This window comes from Ramlibacter albus, from assembly GCF_014297445.1.
GTDB classification, from domain to species: domain Bacteria; phylum Pseudomonadota; class Gammaproteobacteria; order Burkholderiales; family Burkholderiaceae_C; genus Ramlibacter; species Ramlibacter albus.
Genome location: NZ_JACORU010000001.1, coordinates 624,064 through 643,220, shown reverse-complemented (window position 1 = coordinate 643,220; position 19,157 = coordinate 624,064). Strand labels below are relative to the sequence as shown.

Here is a 19,157-nt window from a genome sequence, read left to right as displayed (position 1 = left end):
GTGTTATGCCCAAGGGTTGAACGCAATCAGAAGCTGATTCGAAGCTCTATGAATTGGTTGCCTTGAGAGATCAAGGCGACGACAAGTTATGCCTGATGACCATAGCGAGGTGGTCCCACTCCTTCCCATCCCGAACAGGACAGTGAAACGCCTCTGCGCCGATGATAGTGCGGATTCCCGTGTGAAAGTAGGACATCGTCAGGCTATTACAGCGGCAAACGCCCCGTGAGAGATCACGGGGCGTTTTGCTTTTTCAGGCGGCCGTTGCAGCAGGGGCGAAAACCTTGTCGCACGAGTCGCGTGCCACGTTCTTCTGCGAAATCGAAGAGCAGGTTTTCGTGAGCTGCGCGCGCAGCTTGTCGACCACCGGCTTGCGTGAAGCATCGGCGGTGCGCCAGTCGTCCAGCTTCCTGGCCATGCGTTCCAACGATCGTTGGCTGCGGCCGAAGAAGGCGTCGGGCTTGATCTCGCCCAAGACGGCACCGGCCGCGTCGGCAATGCGTTTCGAATCAGCCGGCGACAGGTCCACCAGCTGGCCAACATAGTTGGCACCCCACTGCACCCGAGTAGCCGGGCCCTCCGATTTACGCCACGCCTGCTCGTACCAGGAAAGTGCCGCCTGCGAATCCCCGCGCTTCTTGGCGTTCGAAGCCAAGCCGAGCATGTGGTAGTAGGGAGCGACTGCCCGCGGGAGCTCCGCCTTCAGCAGCGCATCGGCATCGTCAAGGAGTCCCGCTTGGGCGAGAACATGGGCGGCGCTTGGCACAACCGCCTGTCTCTCGTAGCGATCCGTCGTTGCCGCGACCAGCCGCGCGACCTCCTTGACCGCAGCTTGCTGGCGCTCGGGGGAGAGCTTGTCGGTGGCGTCGACCAGTTTCCACATCGAAACGCGCGAGTCAACGGCATCGACCTGCTCACCGCGAGACAGGTTGCCGGCAGAAACGAGCCGCGAGAGTGCTGCATCCCATTTCGATGCCACCACTTTGCGTTCTTCCGCGGACACTGCGACATGCTTGACGACCTTGTCCGCATAGCCGATGAACAGGTCCGCAAGTTCACGGGTCGCCTCGCTGTCGGCCAGCAACCGGTCAACCGTCTTGCGATCCACAACGCGAGCCGAATCAGGTGCGGACTTTTCCTGCGCGCGCGCGACCACCGCCTTCAAGGCCAGGCGATCCTTCGCCAGCCGCTGGTCGGCGGGCGCAGCATTCGCCAGTTCGTCGAGGCGCTTGGCGAGCTCGGCGGAAGGGAGAACCTGCTGTTCGTCCGTGTCCCACGAATAGAAAGCCAGAAGCCGCCACTGCTCCGGCGTCAAAACCTGCCCCGCCGACGCGCGCTTCACCAGTTCGCGCACCGGCACTTGTGCATCGAGGCCAGTCGTCAACGCCATCAAATAACGTTCGGGATCCACCTCGCCCGGCAAGCGAGTGACTTCGGTACCGTCCGGCTTGAAGAGGATCATGGTCGGATACCCCGACACCTTGAACCGCGACGCAACCTTCTGCGCCCCGGGCTTGTCGCCGTCCACGTACACGGGCACGAAAGCACGCGAGCGTTCGACAAAATCCGCGCGGGAAAAAAGCGTCGCCTTCACCTGGTTGCACGGAGGGCACCAGACGGCACCCCAATAGAGGAACACCGGCTTGCCCGACTTGCGAGCGAGTGCAAATGCCTTGTCGACGTCTGGGTCCGAAGACGCGACCTGCCACGCAATCCCGCCGCTGGACGAAGGCGCAGCGGCAAAACCGGGAACAGCGGTCCCCATGCAACCCACGAGGGCGCAAGCGGCGACAACGCCGCGGAGCGCAAAACGAGACGACATCTTCATCCAGCCAACTCCTTCAGCCGTTGCCCAGCAGCCCGCCTTCGCGGACCGCGGCACCCGACCGCAACAACTCACCGACCAGCCCGGCAACCCACTCGCCGGCCGGCCGATCCGCGAAGTATCGCGCGTGGACCATTCCGAAGTAAGGGGTGGAACCCGCCCAGCCGAGCAAGTCCGACTCCGGGACCTGCTGAAGCTCCAGCAACTTGAACTTCAGGAGGACCTTGGCGGCATGCTGGGCATGTTTCGCCGGGTCGCGCACAAAGCTGTCGAGCCTGCGGCGGGCGTTCGCAAGCGCCGCAACTGCGTCGGCGAAGACAGGACCATGGCCGGGAATCACAACGGCGGGACGCAGTCCCTCGATCAGGTCCAGCGTCGCCCCCACCTCGTCGAAAGCACGCTCACCCTCGAGCTCCTGGAAAACAACGCCAAAACCGTTCTCCCACAGGGCGTCCGCCGAAATCAATGTGCGTGAAACAGGCTCGAACAGGATCACGGAATGCGGATCGTGCCCCGGCGCCGAGTGCACCTGCCACGAAGTGCCGCCGAGCTCGACGGAAGCTCCGGGGACCAGCAACCCGTCCAGCCGGAACCTCGGGCAATGCTGGCCGGTCGGCTGGTAGGTCAACGCGACGGGATCCCACGCGGACACGAATCGCGCGAGCCCCGGCGGCACTCGTGTCTCGACCCCGGGGTACCGCCTCTGCAGCGCCGCGTTGCCCCCGCAGTGATCGCTGTGCAGGTGCGTCGACAGCAGCAAGTCCAGCGGACGGGCACCGAGCGCGCCCTCCACGAGCGCGACAGTCTGCACTTCGTGCGTCCAATACCCGCTGTCGACGAGCGCCGTCCGCTCGCCGCCCGTGAAAAGGATGTTGTTGGCCGAGAGCCAGCCGCGTTCGAAGACGGTGACTCCCGGCGGCAGCAACTCGCCCCCTTACTTCCCGGCGCGCAGCTCGCGCCGCAGGATCTTGCCCACCGGTGTCTTCGGCAGGTCGTCGCGGAACTCGATGTACTTCGGCACCTTGTACCCGGTGAAGTTCTGGCGGCAGTATGCCGCCACTTCTTCCTCGCTCAGCGTCGGGTCGCTCTTGACCACGAACACCTTGATCGCTTCGCCCTGCTTCTCGTCGGCCACGCCGATCGCGGCGCATTCGACCACGCCCGGGCACAGCGAAATCACGTTCTCCAGTTCATTGGGGAACACGTTGAAGCCGGACACCAGGATCATGTCCTTCTTGCGGTCCACGATCTTGCTGTAGCCGCGCTCGTCCATCACAGCGATGTCGCCCGTGCGCATGAACCCGTCGGCGGTGAACGCCTTCGCATTCTCCGCGGGCTGGTTGTAGTAGCCGGTCATCACGTTCGGGCCCTTGATGCACAGCTCCCCGGACGTGCCGATCGGCAGCGTGTTGCCGTCGTCGTCCTTGATCGCGATCTCGATGCTTGGCAGCGGCAGGCCGATCGTGCCGCTGAACTCCGCGCTCGTCACCGGGTTGTTGGTGCCGATCGCGCAGGTCTCGCTCATGCCCCAGCCTTCCACCATCGGGCAGCCCGTCGCCTTCTGCCAGGCGCGCGCCGTGCCTTCGGATGCGGCCATGCCGCCCGCCTGCGACACGCAAAGCTGCGAGAAATCGACGGTCTTGATCTGCGGGTGCTGCAGCAGCGCGTTGTAGAGCGTGTTCACCGCCGGGAACAGGTGGAACGGCCGCTTCTTCAGGACCTCGATGAACTTGCCGAAGTCGCGCGGGTTCGGGATCAGCGTGAGGTGCGCGCCCCACCGGATCGCCAGCAGGCCCAGCGTCAACGCGAAGATGTGGTACAGCGGCAGCGCCGCGATGCAATTGATCTTGTGGACGTCGCCCACGCGCTTGAGCGCCGGCGTGAACCATGCCTCCGCCTGCAGGATCGCAGCGACGATGTTGCGGTGCGTCAGCACTGCACCCTTCGACAAACCCGTCGTGCCACCCGTGTACTGCAGGAACGCGATGGAATCCAGCGACTGAGGGGTTGGCTTGAGCGACAGCGCCGTACCCTGTGCAATGGCTTGGTTGAACGGCGTCACCGTGCGGCCATCCGTCAGCGGCAGCTTGTACGCCGGCACCATCTTCGCGAGGTGCCTCACGGCAAACGTGATCCACTTGCCGTAGCCGAAGCCCAGCAGGTCGCCCATCGAAGCGACGACCATGTGCTTCACGGACGTCTTCTCCACCACTTCCTGCAGCGTGTGCGCGAAGTTCTCGAGAATCACGATCGCGCTCGCGCCGGAGTCCTTCAGCTGGTGCTCCAGCTCGCGCGCCGTGTACAGCGGGTTCACGTTCACGCAGGTGTAGCCCGCGCGGATGATGGCTGCCATCGTCACCGCGAACTGCGGGATGTTCGGCAGCATGATGGCCACTCGTGCGCCGGGCTCGAGCCCCTTGCCCTGCAGCCACGCGCCCAGCGCCTGCGACAGCTCGTCGAGGTCGCGGTAGCTCATCCACCGCTCCATGCAGACCGAGAACGGCCGCGCCGCGTTCTTGCGGAACGATTCCTCCAGCAGCTGCGTGAGCGACTTGTACTGCTCCGGGTCGATCTCGTGCGGCACGCCTTCGGGATAGTGCTTCAACCAGTGCTTTTCCATCGATGCTCCTTCACCGGCGCCGATTGTGGTCGGGGGCGCGCGCCCGCATTAGGGGGCTTGTCCTAGGAGCGAGCCCAGTTCCGTCTCGCAGGCGACAACGTCGGCCTCGAACAGGCGCTGGATCAGCCCGGCCTCGCGCTCGCGGATCGTGCCGAGGAAGCGCTCGGCCTCGCCAGGCTTCTTCGCCATGGCCCCAAAGGTGTCGAAGCCGGCCTCCAGGAACCGCTGCAGGTCGTTCAGCCCCGCCGCCGCGGCAGGCCCGCGCATCATCTTGAGCATCAGCCGCAGGCCGGGCGTGCGAGTGAGTCGCGCCATCTCGGCGCCAATGCGCATCACCACCGTCAACTGGGATTCGCGCTCCGCGCGGCGGCCCACCTTGCGCCAGGCATGGACGTAACGCGCGGGGGCCGGCAGCAATTGCAACTCCGGCGAGATCCACGCCTGCGCCACCGCAAAATCGAGCTGCTCCGTCAGCGCATGCAGTTCCGCCAGCGCGACGGCTGTCTGCGCGACCTGCGCCGGGAAGAACTTCTCGATCGCGCCCGCGATGCGCGCGAACTGCGCATCCCGCTCGGCGTAGTCCTTGTCGCTGTACAGCTCGTCGAGGAAGAAGCGGGCGGGCGCGCGGAACGCGCCGCCGCCCAGCATGTCTGCATACGTCCCCGCAAAGCGCCGGGCCTGCAGGCGCTTGACGTCGATGACGGCGGCGCGCAGCGTCGTCTCGTCGTGCCCGACCTCGCGCAGGTGCGCGACCTCGGCCACCGCCTTGCGGATTCTTTGTGCGGCTTCCATGCAAACCCCGAGTCTATCTAGGCGTGGCGCTCTACGGCCGGGCGCGCTGCCCATGCAATAGTGCGCCGATGCAAAGAAGGAGCCTGCTCAAGCTCGGCGTCGCGGGCGCCGCGGTGCTGGCGCTCGGCGGCGGCGCGGCCGCGCTGCTGCAGCCGGGCGTGGTGGATTCGCGTCTGTCGCCCGCGGCGCGCGAGGTGTTCGCCGCCGTCGGGCGCGGCGTGCTCGATGGAACCCTGCCGCAGGATGCGACCGACCGCGCGCGCGCCATCGACAGCCTGCTGCCCCGCATCGACGCCCTTGTCGCCGGCTTGCCGCCTCACGCGCAGGCAGAACTCTCGCAATTGCTCGCGCTGCTCGCGATGGCGCCCGGCCGTCGCGCGCTCGCGGGGCTCGCAACGAATTGGCGCGACGCGAGCGTCGGCGAGTTGCAGGCTGCTTTGCAGGACATGCGGATGTCCTCGCTCGCCATGCGCCAGCAGGCCTACCACGCGCTGCACGACATCGTGAGCGGCGCCTACTTCTCGGACGCGAGCACCTGGGGCGCGATGGGCTACCCCGGGCCCGTTGCGGTCTGAACACCATGGCGAACGTCCCCGATCCCATCCGGGAAGGCTTGGCGCGCGGCTGGAAAGTCCGCGGTGGCCCGCACGGCGAAGCACCGCCCCGCATCACCTGCGACGTGGCCATCGTCGGCTCGGGCGCCGGCGCGGGCATCACTGCCGAAATCCTGACGCGCGCAGGCTTGTCCGTCGTCATCGTCGAACAGGGGCCGCTGCGCAGCAGCAGCGACTTCAAGCAGCAGGAAGCCGTCGCCTACCCCTCGCTGTACCAGGAAAGCGCCGCGCGCAAGACCGCCGACAAGGCGATCAACATCCTGCAGGGCCGCTGTGTCGGCGGCTCCACCACCGTCAACTGGACCAGTTCGTTCCGCACGCCGTCGGCCACGCTCGCCTACTGGCGCGAGAAGTTCGGCCTGACCGACTACACCGACGACGCGTTGTCGCCGTACTTCACGCAGGCCGAACGGCGCCTGGGCATCGCACCCTGGCTCACCCCGCCCAACGAGAACAACGACCTGCTGCGGCGCGGTGCGCTCAAGCTGGGCATCCCGGCCGCCGCGATCCTGCGCAACGTGCGCGGCTGCTGGAACCTCGGCTCCTGCGGCATGGGCTGCCCAACGAACGCCAAGCAGTCGATGCTGGTGACGACGATCCCGGCCGCGCTCGATGCGGGCGCGACCCTGCTCGTGGAGACGCACGCCGAGCGCTTCGAATTCGCGAACGGCCGCGTGCAGTCGCTGCGCTGCCACCCCGCGCGCGCCAACGGCGGCTTCGCGGCCGGCGGCACGACGGACGTCATCGCGTCGCACTACGTCCTTGCCGCAGGCGCGATCAACTCGCCGGGGCTCCTGCTGCGCTCGCAAGCGCCGGACCCGCACGGCCGGCTCGGCACGCGCACCTTCCTCCACCCGGTGGTCATGTCCGCAGCGGTCATGCAGCAGCCGGTGCAAGGCTGGCAGGGCGCGCCGCAGACGATCTACACCGACCATTTCCTCGACACGCAGCCCATCGACGGCCCGATCGGCTTCAAGCTCGAAGCGCCGCCGCTGCACCCCGTCATCTTCGCGTCGAGCGTCTCCGGCTTCGGCACGCAGCAGGCCGAACTGCTGCGCGGCTTCCCGCACACGCACGTGCTGCTCGCGCTGCTGCGCGACGGCTTCCATGAGCAATCGCCCGGGGGCAAGGTGTCCGTGCGCGGCGACGGCTCGCCCGAGCTGGACTACCCGCTCAACCCGTTCGTGATGGAAGGCGCGCGCCGCGCGTTGCGCGAGATGGCCCGCATCCAGTTCGCCGCCGGCGCCCAGCGCGTGCTTCCGGTGCACGAAGCCACGCAGCCGTACACCACCGAATCGCAGGCGCTCGCGGCCATCGATTCGCTCGCCATGAAGCCACTGCTCACCAAGGTCGTCAGCGCGCACGTGATGGGCGGCTGCGGCATGGCTGCCACGCCAGACCTCGGCGTCGTGCGGCCCGACGGCGGCCACTGGCAAGTCGCCAACCTCTCGGTGCACGACGGCTCGATCTTCCCGACGAGCATCGGCGCCAACCCGCAGCTGTCCATCTACGGCATCGTCAACCGCCTTGCGCAGGGCCTCGCCCGTCGCCTCGGCGCACGCGATGTGATACTCGCCTGATGCCCACCCGCTCCGCGCTCGCGAGGCTGCAGCAGTTCACGACGCTGTCCGGGGCGCTCGCTGCGCTGGCGTGGTTCGCGTGGCATGTGCGCACGCAGCCCTGGGTCGCGACGATCGGGGCCGTGCTCATCTTCTTCGCGTACAGCGTCGTGCTCGCCATCGAGTTCGTGCTGCTGCGCCACGTGGTCCGCAACGACCCCGTGCCCACGCCGACCGCAGGGCAACTGTTCCACGCGTGGTGGGCCGAAACCGTCGACGCGCTCAAGGTGTTCTGCTGGCGCCAGCCCTTCCGCTGGCGCGCGGAGCCCGACTTCCTCGGCCCCGGCGTGCAAGGCCGCCGCGGCGCGGTGTTCATCCACGGCTTCGTGTGCAACCGCGGCTTCTGGACACCATGGCTGCGCGAGATGCGCGCGTGCGGCCACGCCTTCGCCGCCGTCAACCTCGAGCCGGTGTTCGGCTCGATCGACGACTACGCGCCGATCATCGACGACGCCGTGCGCCGCGTTACCGAAGCCACCGGCATGCCACCCGTGCTCGTGTGCCACAGCATGGGCGGCGTGGCGGCTCGCGCCTGGTTGCGCACCGCCCGCGCGCCCGAGCGCGTGCACCGCGTCATCACCATCGCCAGCCCGCACCACGGCACTTGGCTCGCGCGCTTCAGCCACCTCACCAACGGCCGCCAGATGCGCCGGCACGGCGAGTGGCTGGCGCAACTGGCGCAGGACGAGGCGCAGCGCACGCTGCCGCCCTTCACCTGCTGGTATTCCAACTGCGACAACATCGTGTTCCCGCCGTCCACCGCGGCCTTGCCCTTCGCGGACAACCATGTCGTGACGGGCGCCGCGCACGTGGACCTCGCGTTCCGCCCCGACGTGATGCGCCAGGCCCTCGCGCTGGTGACAGGCTAAGATAGCCGGCTCTGGGGGAATCACTGAAATGGCATTGATCGTCTTGATGGAAGACGATGCGGCCACGCGGATGCTCGTGGCGTCGGTCCTGAAGAAGGAAGGTCACGAGGTCCTGGCCGCAGAGGATGGCGTGCAGGGCATGGCGCTCGTGGAAACGCGTCGCCCGGACCTCGTCGTGAGCGACGTGCAGATGCCGCAGCTCAACGGCTTCCAGATGCTCGCCGCCTTGCGGCAAAACACGGCTATTGCCGGCACGCCCGTCATCCTGCTCACGTCGCTGCAGGAGCGCGCACACATGCGCATCGGCATGACCACGGGCGCCGACGACTACATCACGAAGCCCTTCCGCCCTTCCGAACTGCGCGAGGCGGTCAGCGCCCAGCTCAACCGCCGCCAGATGCGCGCAAGCCTCGAAGCGCTTGCCGTCGACGCCGCCGTGCAAGCCGCCCTGGAAGAGCAGCGCCACCAGCTCGCCAAGCTTTACGAGCAGCGGCTTGCGGCCGAACTCAGCGAGCGCTGGCCCAGCGGCGACACCTCGCAGGGCGACGAACGCTTCGACAGCGCGACGGTGATGTTCGTCGACATCCCGCAGTACGCCGGCGTCGCCGAGAAGCTCACGCCGGACGAGCTCACCGAGCTGGTCAAGCGCTTCTACGGCAACGCGAACGACAGCGCGCACCTCTTCGGCGCGCGCCACATGCAATTCATCGGCGAAGGCCTGCTGGCCGTATTCACCGACGACACCAACACGCGCACCGTGAACCACGGCCTGCGTGCGGCCCGCAGCGCGCTGGGGCTGGTGGAGACCAGCTTCGGCATCGGCAAGTACCTCGCGAGCACTTACCCCGACCGCGCGCTCCCGCCCTTCGGCGTCAACATCGCGCTGCACACCGGCCCGGTCGCGCTCACGCTGCTGAGCGACCCGCTGCACGGCGGCGCGCAGAAGCTGCCGGTGGGCGACGCCGTCAGCGTGGCCATCCTGCTGCAGCGGCAGGCCGTCACGCTGGGCTGGCCTGTCGCGGCAAGCGTCAGTGTCCTGCGCTCGATCACCGGCGCTGTGCGCACCGGCCGCCGTGCCCTCGTTGAACTGCCCGGCCGCTCGCAGCCGCTCGATGCTGCCGAGCTGGTCGAACTCGCCGTCTAACAAGAAATGAGGATGTTCCCGCTGCGGCGCATCCTCGCGGCCAGCCTCGTCCTCCTCGCCACCGTCCCCGCACTGCTCGTCGCATGGGTGATGGGCCGCGCGAGCACGCAGGCCGTCGAGGAGATGGCCGGCCGCACGCTGTCGCAACTGGGCACGCTCGTGCAGACGGGCACCGAGGCGCACCTGCGGCAGGCGCACGACGTGCTCAACGGTCTCCTGCCCGAGGAGCCCACCGCCGCCGATACGGCGCGTGCCCGGCAGTGGCTCCGGGCGCTGGACCGGCTCGAGCCGATGGGCTTCGCGCTCGCGCGGCAGGCACCGGACACCCCCGTCGTGCATTTCGCCAACCTGCGCGGCGAATACCTCGGCATGGAGGCCGTCGCGGAAGGCGTGCGGCTCGCCGTGCGCCCCGCCGGCGGCGCTGCGCGAAGCTGGTACATCGCGCGCGTGCCGGGTGACCGCACCAACGAGGTCACGGGCGACGCGGCCAACTTCGAGCCGCGCACCACCGTCTGGTACTCCGGCGCCTTGCAGGCCAAGAAGCGCGTGTTCTCGCCGGTGCAGGTGTCCGCCGTGCGCAAGCAGCTGATGGTGACGCTCTCGCAGCCCGTGTACGACCCCGACGGCAGTGCCACCGGCGTCATCGCCAACGAGCTGTACCTGCAGGGCCTGGCCGACGTGCTGCGCACGCAGCGCATCACGGCCCGCGGCGCCGCCTTCATCATCGACGAGAAGGGCCTGCTGGTGGCCAGCTCGGCGGGCGATCCGCTCTACGTGCAGGAGGGCGGGCGGTTCGTGCGCCGCAGCCCGAAGGAGAGCGCCAACGCCACGCTGCGCGCGGGCTTCGCCGCGTTCGAGGCGCTGCGCGCGCGTCGCAGCGAGGACTCCGTCGCTGCCGACACGCGCCTGCAGCGCCTGCCCATGGACGGCGACTCGCTGCTGATGGTGCAGCGGCCGTTCGGCGAGGCGCTGGGCCTGCGCTGGACGCTGGTGGTGGCCGCGCCGGAGACCGACTTCACGGCGGAGATCAACCGCGCGTGGAAGCTCGCCGCGGCCGGCGGCGCCGCGCTCATCGCGCTGGGCACGCTCATCGCGTTCCTGCTCGCGCGCGGCTTCGGACGGCGCCTGCGCAGGCTGTCCACCGCCGCCGAGCAGCTCGGGCGCGGCGAGGTGCCGGTGATCGAGGAATCGACGCGCATCGCCGAAGTGCGGCGCCTGTCCGAAGTTCTCCACGACAGCGCCGTGCAGCTCCAGGGATACCGCGCGCAGGTCGAGGCGGACGCGCAGGCGCTGCAGCAGGCCAACGAGACACTCGAAGCGCGCGTGCAGGCACGCACCGCCGAGCTCGCAGCTTCACGCGAAGAGGCGCTCGCCGCCGCGCGCGCGAAGGCCGCGTTCCTGGCCACGATGAGCCACGAGATCCGCACGCCGCTCAACGGCGTGGTCGGCATGAGCACGCTGCTGGCCGAGACGCCGCTGGACCCCGAGCAGCGCGACTACCTGCAGACCATCCGCCTTTCGAGCGACCAGCTGCTCGCGGTCATCAACGACATCCTCGACTTCTCCAAGATCGAGTCGGGCAAGCTGGAGCTGGAGGCCGAGCCGCTGTCGGTGCGCGGCGCGATCGAGGAGGCGTGCGACATCGCCGCGCCCCGCGCGCGCGAGAAGGGCCTCGAGCTGATCATCGACATCCCCGAGAGCGGCGAGCATGCGGTGCCGCACGCGATCAAGGGCGACATCACGCGCTTGCGTCAGGTGCTGATCAACCTCGTGAACAACGCCGTCAAGTTCACGGCGAAAGGCGAGGTGGCCGTGCACGTGCGCCAGCTCGCCGCCGACGACGGCCAGGGCCGCGCGGTCCTGGAGTTCCGTGTCACGGACACCGGCATCGGCATCCCGCCCGAGCGGCAGGCGTCGCTGTTCGAGGCGTTCACGCAGGTCGACGCGTCCACCACGCGCAAGTACGGCGGCACGGGCCTGGGCCTGGCGATCTGCAAGCGGCTGGTGGAGCTGATGGGCGGGCGGCTCGGCGTCGAAAGCGCACAGGGCCAGGGTTCGACGTTCTGGTTCACCGTGGCCGCGCCGACCACCGAGCTCGCGCCCGCATTCAGCCCCGCCGACGCCGTGCGGCTCAAGGCCATCCGCGTGCTCGTCGTCGACGACCACGCCACCAACGTGCGTGTGCTCACGCGCCAGCTGCAGCTGTGGGGGATGGAAGTGGCGGGCGCGGACTCCGGCAAGCGCGCCTTGGAACTCCTGCGCGAAGGCCCGCCGCCCGACGTCGTCATCACCGACATGCACATGCCGGAGATGGACGGCGTCGCCTTCGCGCGCGAGCTGAAGGCGAGCGAGGCGTGGCGCCGCATCCCCATCGTGCTCCTCAGCTCCGGCTTCATGCCCGCGGCCGACGAGAGCGCCGCGCTGTTCGCGGCGCGGCTGCTCAAGCCCGCGCGGCAGAACCAGCTGTTCGACACGATCCTGCGTTCGGTCTCCGCCGAATCGGCCGCCACACCGGCCAGCGTCGCCGCCGCCGAAATCCGCAAGCACGCGACGGTGCTGGTCGCCGACGACAACGCGGTGAACCTCAAGGTCGCATGCGCGATGCTGCTCAAGCTCGGCTACGAAGTGCGCACCGCTACCGACGGCCGCGAGGCGGTAGAAGCGCTCGCGCAGGCGCAGGCCGCCAACCTGCGCATCGCCGCCGTGCTGATGGACGTGAACATGCCGGAGGTCGACGGCCTCGAAGCCACGCGCCAGATCCACGCCGCATGGGGCAGCGCGTCACCGCCCATCATCGCCGTCACCGCCGCGGCGAGCGCCGACGACCGCGCGCGCTGCGAAGCCGCTGGCATGGACGATTACCTCACCAAGCCGCTGCAGGTCGCGGCACTGGCCCAGGCGCTCGAACGCTGGATCGGGCAGGAGGCCGCCCCCGCGCCGCCGGCGCCCGGGCCCACCTCCGCGCCGGCGGAACAAGCCGCACCGCTCGTGGACTTCTCTCGCCTGGAGGAATTCCGCGAATACGACGACGAGGCGCTCACGATGACGCGCGACGTGATCCGCCTCTTCCTCGCCGACACACCCGCGCGTCTCGAAGCGATCGGCGCCGCGACAGCCTCCGGCGACGCCGGCGCTCTTGCGACCGCGGCCCACGCACTCAAAGGCGCCGCCGGCAACATCGGCGCGATGGCGATGCACTTCGCCGCCGGCTCGCTCGAAGCCGACGCCAAGTCCGGCATGCCGGCCGATGCCGCCGCGCGCCACGCCGCGCTGTGCGAGCTGTGGAAGGCCACGCGCGAAAAGCTCGAAGCCTGGCAGCCTTTGTGACATAGATCACCGGAATCCGCGGCGATATTCCACTGGCCGTTTCCTCCCCTAACCCCTAGTCTCCTGCAATCGAATGAGATGTACGAAGGGGTGGTGAATGGAAAGGTTTGGCGAGGGAGGAGCCGCAGCGGGCGGCCCCGCAACGGGCACAGGCGGCGAGGGGTCGGTTTCCGGCCTCGCGCTGTTGATGGAGGAGTGGGCCCACGGGGTGGTGGTGACGACTGTCGGGGGACGTGTCGTGCACGCCAATGGGGCCGCCCGCCGCGAGCTCGCTCGGCGCAACGTGCTGGAGCTGCGCCTGGGCAGCCTGCATGCGGCGCTGCCGGAGAACGCAGAGGCGCTGCAGGACGCGCTGGGCAAGGCCGCCGAAGGCAAGCGCAGCCTCGTCACGCTGGGCGGCGCCGAGGGCCCCAACGTCACGCTGGCCGTGCTGCCGCTCAAGCCCGAGGGCGCTCGCAGCGTCGCCAGCATCGCGCTGGTGTTCGAGCGCGCATCGGTCTGCGAGTCGCTCATGCTCTGGTTCTTCGCGCGCAGCCACGGGCTCACGCCGACGGAAGAACAGGTGCTGGGCATCCTGTGCCAGGGGTATTCGGCCCCCGAGGCCGCGAAGCAGTTGCGCGTCGCCGTGTCCACCGTGCGCAGCCACGTGCGCAGCGTGTGCGCCAAGACGCGCTCGGGCAGCGTGCGCGAGCTGGTCGGCCGCGTCGCCGTGCTGCCCCCGGTTGCACCCTTCTGGCAGGAAGCGATCCACTAAGGTGTAACCGCGCCCTCCGGGGTTTCCCGCATCGGCCGCATGCTAGAGTCGGCGGCGCTGGGGAAGGGAAACCATGGAGCAGACCGCCAGGCTCACCGCCGAACACGAGAAGCTGTTTGCCGCACTCAACCCGTCGCTGCGCGTGCTGGCCGCGCGCGGCACGCTGCGCAACTACCGCAAGAACACGGTCGTCCTGACCGAAGGCGAGTCGGGCGACTCGGTCTTCGTCGTGCTGTCGGGCGAGGTCAAGGTGTTCGCCACCGACGAACACGGCCGCGAGCTCACCTACAGCACCATCGGCGCCGGCGACTACTTCGGCGAGATGTCCCTCGACGGCGGCCCGCGTTCCGCCTCCGTCATGACGCTGCAGCCCACGGTGTGTTCGGTCGTCAGCCGCGCCGCGGTGCGCGACCACATCGCCGAGGAGCCCGAGTTCGCGCTGGAGCTGGTGGCGCAGGTCATCCGCCGCGCGCGCGCCGCCACCGAGACGGCGCGCCAGATGGCGCTGCTGGACGTGTACGGCCGCGTGATCCACGTGCTGGAGGACCAGCACGGCCCCGCCAACGGCGGCGAGCCGATCGAACTCACGCAGATCACGCACCAGGCCATCGCCAGCCGCGTGGGTGCCTCGCGCGAGATGGTCAGCCGGTTGCTCAAGGACCTGGAGAAGGGCGGCTACATCGAGCTGGGCGTCAAGCGCATCACGCTCAAGAAGAAGCTGCCGGCCCGGTGGTGACGGGCTGCTTCTGCTTTGCCATCCCGCCGAAGATGTTCCGGCGGCTGGTGGAGAAGGCACCGGCCAAGGCGCATGGCCACCACAAGCATTCCACGAAGCTGCGCTCGGTGCGCTATGCGGAGCACGCAGCGCCTGCCAAGCCGCCCGCGCGTTCGCGCAAGCCCCAGCGCACCGTGTACGACGTCGCCAACGGCGAGACGCTGCCCGGCAAGCTGGTGCGCAAGGAGGGCGGCAAGCCCGCGAGCGACACGGCGGCCGAACAGGCCTTCGACAACGCCGGCATCGCGCTCGCCTTCTTCCGGGAGGTGTTCGGCCGCAACTCCGTCGACGGCAAGGGCCTGCCCATCGTCTCCGCCGTCCACTACGGCCAGGCGTTCGAGAACGCGATGTGGAACGGCAGGCAGATGATCTATGGCGACGGCGACGAGCACGTCGGTAACTTCACCGCCGCCCTGGACATCATTGCCCACGAGCTCTCGCACGGCGTCACGCAATACCTGATCCCCGGCGGGCTCGGCGTGGAGCGCATCCCCGCGGCGGAGCGCGAGTTCAAGGAGCAGCGCTACCGGCTCACGGGCCAGTCCGGCGCGCTCAACGAATCCTTCTCCGACGTGATGGGCAGCCTCGTCAAGCAGTGGCATGCGCGCGAGACGGTGCGCGAGGCCGACTGGCTGATCGGCGAGAAGGTGCTCGCGCGCGGCATGGGCCGCGCGGTGCGCTCGCTCAAGAGCCCCGGCAACGAGCGCGTCACCTGGCGCGGCGACGAGCAGATGCGCAGCATGGACCAGTACTACGAAGGCTGCGACGTGCACGACGCCTCCGGCATCCCGAGCCACGCGTTCTACCAGGCGGCCATGAAGATCGGCGGCCATGCGTGGGAGAAGGCGGGTCACATCTGGTTCGAAGCGTATGACAACCTGAGTCGCACGGCGCAGTTCGCGGACTTCGCCCAAGCCACGCTCGCTGTCGCAGCCAAGCGACACGGGGAGGCATCCCTCCCGCACAACGCCGTCCATGCGGCGTGGAGGAAGGTGAAGGTTCTCGGCTGACGCAGGCTGGCGCAAGGCGCGTTTGCTATAAGAACGCATGCGTTGCCGGTCCTGCATGACGGTCAACCCCTCGGGGAACAAGTTCTGCGAGCAATGCGGCTCGCAGTTGCAGCCTGCGTGCGCCCGCTGCGGCCATGACGTCTCGCCGGGTGCGCGCTTCTGCGGCAATTGCGGCCACGCCGTTGGCGCCGCGCCGCCGGCCGCCGCCGAATCGGGCCCCAAGTGGGGCGAGCTGAAGCAGGCCACCGTCCTCTTTGCCGACATCGTCAGTTCCACCGAGCTCATCTCCGCGCTCGACCCCGAGGAAGCCATGGCGCGCCTGCGCCCGGCCGTGCTGCGCATGCGCCACTCGGTGGAGCGGTTCGGCGGCACCGTCGTGCGCACGCTCGGCGACGGCGTGATGGCGCTGTTCGGCGTGCCGCACGCGCTGGAGGGCCACGCGCTGCTCGCGTGCCAGGCGGCGCTGCACATGCAGCGCGCTTTCGCCGCGGAGGCCGGGGGCCTGACCGTGCGCGTGGGGCTGCATTCGGGCCAGGTCGCCTCCGACCCTTCCGATGCCGAAGACGGCCGCGGCGGCGGCGCGCACGGCCTGACGATCCACCTCGCCAGCCGCGTGATCGCGCAGGCGGAGCCGGGCGGCATCTGCATCACCGAAGCTTGCCGCGCCGCGGCGGGCGCGTGCGAGACGACGCCGCTCGGGCTGCACACGCTCAAGGGCATCCGCGATGCCGTAGTCCTGCACCGGCTGGACGGGGTCGCCGCGCAGCCGGCGCATCGCGCGGGCGAGGTCGGTGGCGGCAGCACGTTCCGCGGACGCGATCGCGAGCTCGCGCAGTTGCACGAGGCCCTGCAGGCGGCGGCCGCCGGTGAAGCAAGTGTCATCGGCATCGCGGGCGAGCCCGGCTCGGGCAAGAGCCGGTTGTGCCAGGAATTCGCCGAGGCTTGCCGCGAGCAGGGCATTCCGCTGCACGAAGTGCGCTCGCAGCTCTACGGCCACGCGCTGCCGCTGCAGCCCATCCTCGAGCTGTTCCGCGTGCACTTCTTCGGCATTTCGGCAACCGACGATGCGGCCGTCGCGCGCGGTCGCATCGCGCAGCGCTTCGCGAAGCTGCAGCCCTCGGCCGTGGACCTGGAGATCGTGCACGACTTCTTCGGCGTCGGCAGCGAGGGCGCCGTGCAGGCGCTGGGCCCGCGCGCGCGGCAGGTGCGGCTGCTCGCACTGCTGAAGGACCTGCTGCGCAGCGAAGCCGCGCTGCAGCGCGTGATCCTCATCGAGGACCTGCACTGGCTCGACGAAGGCAGCGAGGAGTTCGTGTCGCTGCTCGTCGAGGCGGTCGCCGGCACCCGCACGTTGCTGCTGCTCAATTACCGGCCGTCCTACCGCTGCCGGTGGCTGCAGTTGCCGCACTTCCGCCAGCTCGAGTTGCACGAACTCGGCGACGCCCACATGGATGCGCTCGTCGCGGAGCTGCTCGCGCCGGCCAGCCGCTCGCCCGAGGTGCGCCGCCTCATCTGCCGCCGCGCCGGCGGCAACCCGTTCTTCGCGGAAGAACTGGTGCGCGGCCTCGTCGACTCGCGCCTGCTCTCCGCCGAGACCGGCCTGCCCGAAGGCGGACTCGACGCCGTCGAACGCGCCTTGCCCGCGACGCTCGAAGCCGTCGTCGGTGCACGCCTCGACCGCGTCGGCGAGCCCGAGAAGTCGCTGCTGCAGATGTGCGCCATCATCGGCAAGGACATCCCGCTGGCCGTGCTGGAACGCGTCGCCAGCCCGCTTTCGGCGCAGATCGAGCGCGGCCTCGACGGCCTGTGCCGCGCGGGGCTCATCCTGCCGCAGCCGGCCGACGGCGGCCGCCGCTTCGCTTTCCGCCACCCGTTGATCCAGGAGGTGGCCTACGGCACGCAGTTCAAGCTGCGGCGCGGGCAGGTGCATGCCGACGTGGGCGCGGCCATGGAGGTCTACTACGCGGAGCGCATCGACGAATACGCCGGCCTCATCGCCTACCACTTCGAGCAGGCCGGTGAAAACCTGCAGGCGGCGCGCTACAACGCGCGCGCCGCGACGTGGATCGCGAACACCAGCCCGGCGCAATCCATCAAGCACTGGCGCAAGGCACGCGCGCTGCTGGAGCCGCTCGCGCGCACCGCGGAGGTGGACCGGCTGCGCGCGACCGCGGGCGCGAAGATCGCGCTGCTCGGCTGGCGCGAAGGCATGACGCTGTCGGAGGTCAAGCCGCTGATCGACGATGCGCTGGCGCTGGCGAACCAGGGCGACGACCGACTCGTGCCGTGGCTGCTCACCATCGAAGGCCGCATGCTGGTGGCCAGCGGCGGGCCGGCCGACGGCTATGTGGACTGCGTGCGCAAGGCGCTGCTGTACATCGACGTCGACCGCGACGAGGGACGCGTCGCCGTGGCGCACGCCTTCCTCACGCAAGCCTATGCGTGGGCCGGGTTGCTCAACGAAGCCCTCGCGGCGAGCGAGGTCGCGCTGCACAAGGCGCCGCACGTGGACGCGTTCGACCGCGAGTTCATCGGCTTCAGCATCGAGCACTGGGTGCAGGCGCTGCGCGCGCGCGTGCTGGCGCGCATGGGCCGCTTCGACGAGGCGCGTGCCTGCCTCGAACGCGTGGTGGAGCTGGAAGGCGACGCCCACGCGACACCCGTGCCGGGCATGTCGACGCTCGGCTTCATCGAGCTCGCGTGGTCGCTGCAGGACGCCGAGACGGCGCGGGCGCACGAGCCGGGGCTCGCGGCGATGATGCGCCGGCAGGACACGCCGTACATGAAGACCTTCGCCCACGGCTACCGCGGCATGGTCGACGTGCTGGCCGGCGAGCATGGCAGCGCGCTCGCTTCGCTGCGCGATGCGCTCGCGCACTTGCGCGCCACCGGCGCCGCGCGTGAATTCGAAACCGAGATCCTGGCGCTGCTCGCGGAGTGCTGCCTGCGCAGCGGCGACCCCGAGGCCGCGCACGCCGCCGCCGACGAGGCCGTGCAGCTGTCGCGGCAGCGCGGCACGCGCATCGCCGAGTGCCGGGCGCGCATCGCGCGCGGCGCCGCGGCCCGTGCCATGGCCGACGGCAACCCGCGCGCGGGCGATGCCGACTTCCGCGAAGCCGAGGCGCTGATCGCGCGCACCGGCGCCAAGGCGTGCGCCGACGCGCTGCAGCGCGCGCGTCAGTGGCGCGCGAACAGCGTCACCTCGCGCAGCCCGTAGCCGGCGACGGTCTCCACGCTCAGGCCCAGTTCGTCCTCGCAGAAAGCGGCCCAGCGGCGCGGCGGCGGGCGATAGAGCTCGGGCACGTCGTCGGTGCCGCGCGGCAGGGGCTTGAGGAAGTTCACGGCAAAGCCGCGCCGGCTGGCGAAAGCCAGCTGCACCAGCGTTTCTGCCACGAAGTCCTCCCACAGCCGCCGGGGCTCGTCGATGCGCACGTTGAAGATGCCGCTGGCCACCGAGTAGTCCGCCACGCGCGACGGCGCCCCGCCCACCTCGAAACGCGCCGTGCCGCGCCACAGCGCGCGCGCTTGCGCCACCATCGCGGGCGACACATCGGTGCCGAGGTAGTCCACGCCACGCGCGCGGCCCGTGCGCCGCAGCAGGCCGAGCAGCGCGCCGTAGCCGCAGCCCAGGTCGTTGAGCGTGAAGGGTGACGCGAAGTCGCAGAGCCGCAGGAGCTGCTCCAAGCGCAACGCCTGCGTGCCGGCACTGGGCCAGTCCACGCCGCGCGGCGTCGGCCCATGGCGAGCGAGCTTCGCGCCGTAGTAGCGCGCGATCCGCCCGTGCAGGGCCGCGATCGCGTCGCTCACG

14 protein-coding genes and 1 rRNA gene are annotated in these 19,157 nt (G+C 69.5%); 10 read left to right on the top strand and 5 right to left on the bottom strand.

Annotated elements, in window-relative coordinates:
* The first annotated feature begins 91 nt into the window (after window positions 1–91).
* A 5S ribosomal RNA gene (rrf, locus tag H8R02_RS02925) occupies window positions 92–204 on the top strand.
* Window positions 205–253: 49 nt separating this feature from the next.
* Here the strand turns inward: rrf and H8R02_RS02920 are convergent.
* From H8R02_RS02920 to H8R02_RS02905, 4 genes are read right to left on the bottom strand one after another with little or no spacing between them, the layout of a single operon-like run.
* Window positions 254–1,828: a thioredoxin family protein gene (locus tag H8R02_RS02920; RefSeq protein WP_187079842.1), complete on the bottom strand. Its 1,575-nt coding sequence runs from the start codon at window positions 1,826–1,828 to the stop codon at window positions 254–256.
* Window positions 1,829–1,841: 13 nt separating this feature from the next.
* Entirely contained in the window at window positions 1,842–2,750 is a 909-nt protein-coding gene (locus tag H8R02_RS02915; RefSeq protein WP_187079841.1) for an MBL fold metallo-hydrolase, read from the bottom strand.
* A 9-nt stretch (window positions 2,751–2,759) separates the two neighbouring features.
* Window positions 2,760–4,445, bottom strand: coding sequence for an AMP-binding protein (locus tag H8R02_RS02910; protein WP_187079840.1), 1,686 nt, complete (start codon window positions 4,443–4,445; stop codon window positions 2,760–2,762).
* A 48-nt stretch (window positions 4,446–4,493) separates the two neighbouring features.
* Window positions 4,494–5,237, bottom strand: coding sequence for an FFLEELY motif protein (locus H8R02_RS02905; protein WP_187079839.1), 744 nt, complete (start codon window positions 5,235–5,237; stop codon window positions 4,494–4,496).
* 68 nt (window positions 5,238–5,305) lie between these two features.
* Here H8R02_RS02905 and H8R02_RS02900 point away from each other — a divergent pair, with 68 nt between their 5' ends.
* The 9 genes from H8R02_RS02900 (at window position 5,306) to H8R02_RS02860 (ending at window position 18,566) form a co-directional block, all read left to right on the top strand.
* Window positions 5,306–5,812, top strand: a complete 507-nt coding sequence (locus H8R02_RS02900; protein WP_187079838.1) for a hypothetical protein — start codon at window positions 5,306–5,308, stop codon at window positions 5,810–5,812.
* 5 nt (window positions 5,813–5,817) lie between these two features.
* A complete protein-coding gene (locus H8R02_RS02895; protein WP_187079837.1) occupies window positions 5,818–7,431 on the top strand; it encodes a GMC family oxidoreductase in 1,614 nt (537 codons plus the stop codon).
* Entirely contained in the window at window positions 7,431–8,339 is a 909-nt protein-coding gene (locus H8R02_RS02890) for an esterase/lipase family protein (RefSeq protein ID WP_187079836.1), read from the top strand. The genes H8R02_RS02895 and H8R02_RS02890 overlap by 1 nt, the downstream gene beginning before the upstream one ends.
* A gap of 28 nt (window positions 8,340–8,367) precedes the next feature.
* Window positions 8,368–9,483, top strand: coding sequence for a response regulator (locus H8R02_RS02885; RefSeq protein WP_187079835.1), 1,116 nt, complete (start codon window positions 8,368–8,370; stop codon window positions 9,481–9,483).
* A 12-nt stretch (window positions 9,484–9,495) separates the two neighbouring features.
* Window positions 9,496–12,810: a response regulator gene (locus H8R02_RS02880; protein ID WP_255429127.1), complete on the top strand. Its 3,315-nt coding sequence runs from the start codon at window positions 9,496–9,498 to the stop codon at window positions 12,808–12,810.
* A 97-nt stretch (window positions 12,811–12,907) separates the two neighbouring features.
* Entirely contained in the window at window positions 12,908–13,564 is a 657-nt protein-coding gene (locus H8R02_RS02875; RefSeq protein ID WP_187079833.1) for a helix-turn-helix transcriptional regulator, read from the top strand.
* A 73-nt stretch (window positions 13,565–13,637) separates the two neighbouring features.
* A complete protein-coding gene (locus H8R02_RS02870) occupies window positions 13,638–14,300 on the top strand; it encodes a Crp/Fnr family transcriptional regulator (RefSeq protein ID WP_187079832.1) in 663 nt (220 codons plus the stop codon).
* A complete protein-coding gene (locus H8R02_RS02865; protein ID WP_354004858.1) occupies window positions 14,294–15,349 on the top strand; it encodes a M4 family metallopeptidase in 1,056 nt (351 codons plus the stop codon). The genes H8R02_RS02870 and H8R02_RS02865 overlap by 7 nt, the downstream gene beginning before the upstream one ends.
* A 55-nt stretch (window positions 15,350–15,404) precedes the next feature.
* Window positions 15,405–18,566 carry an adenylate/guanylate cyclase domain-containing protein gene (locus tag H8R02_RS02860; RefSeq protein WP_187079831.1) on the top strand — a complete coding sequence of 1,054 codons (3,162 nt, stop codon included), beginning with the start codon at window positions 15,405–15,407 and terminating at the stop codon, window positions 18,564–18,566.
* On the opposite strand, the gene H8R02_RS02855 is transcribed toward H8R02_RS02860, so the two are convergent.
* Window positions 18,527–19,156 (bottom strand): class I SAM-dependent methyltransferase, encoded by a 630-nt coding sequence (locus H8R02_RS02855; RefSeq protein ID WP_187079830.1) that lies wholly within the window; start codon window positions 19,154–19,156, stop codon window positions 18,527–18,529. The two genes, H8R02_RS02860 and H8R02_RS02855, sit on opposite strands and share 40 nt — an antisense overlap.
* Between the last annotated feature and the right edge of the window lies 1 nt (window position 19,157).

What these genes read in the sequence shown, in the direction of transcription:
- H8R02_RS02920 (WP_187079842.1), bottom strand. Translation starts at nt 1,828, where the DNA reads ATGAAGATGTCGTCTCGTTTTGCGCTCCGCGGCGTTGTCGCCGCTTGC.
- H8R02_RS02910 (WP_187079840.1), bottom strand. Translation starts at nt 4,445, where the DNA reads ATGGAAAAGCACTGGTTGAAGCACTATCCCGAAGGCGTGCCGCACGAG.
- H8R02_RS02905 (WP_187079839.1), bottom strand. Translation starts at nt 5,237, where the DNA reads ATGGAAGCCGCACAAAGAATCCGCAAGGCGGTGGCCGAGGTCGCGCAC.
- H8R02_RS02900 (WP_187079838.1), top strand. Translation starts at nt 5,306, where the DNA reads ATGCAAAGAAGGAGCCTGCTCAAGCTCGGCGTCGCGGGCGCCGCGGTG.
- H8R02_RS02895 (WP_187079837.1), top strand. Translation starts at nt 5,818, where the DNA reads ATGGCGAACGTCCCCGATCCCATCCGGGAAGGCTTGGCGCGCGGCTGG.
- H8R02_RS02890 (WP_187079836.1), top strand. Translation starts at nt 7,431, where the DNA reads ATGCCCACCCGCTCCGCGCTCGCGAGGCTGCAGCAGTTCACGACGCTG.
- H8R02_RS02885 (WP_187079835.1), top strand. Translation starts at nt 8,368, where the DNA reads ATGGCATTGATCGTCTTGATGGAAGACGATGCGGCCACGCGGATGCTC.
- H8R02_RS02880 (WP_255429127.1), top strand. Translation starts at nt 9,496, where the DNA reads ATGTTCCCGCTGCGGCGCATCCTCGCGGCCAGCCTCGTCCTCCTCGCC.
- H8R02_RS02875 (WP_187079833.1), top strand. Translation starts at nt 12,908, where the DNA reads ATGGAAAGGTTTGGCGAGGGAGGAGCCGCAGCGGGCGGCCCCGCAACG.
- H8R02_RS02870 (WP_187079832.1), top strand. Translation starts at nt 13,638, where the DNA reads ATGGAGCAGACCGCCAGGCTCACCGCCGAACACGAGAAGCTGTTTGCC.
- H8R02_RS02860 (WP_187079831.1), top strand. Translation starts at nt 15,405, where the DNA reads ATGACGGTCAACCCCTCGGGGAACAAGTTCTGCGAGCAATGCGGCTCG.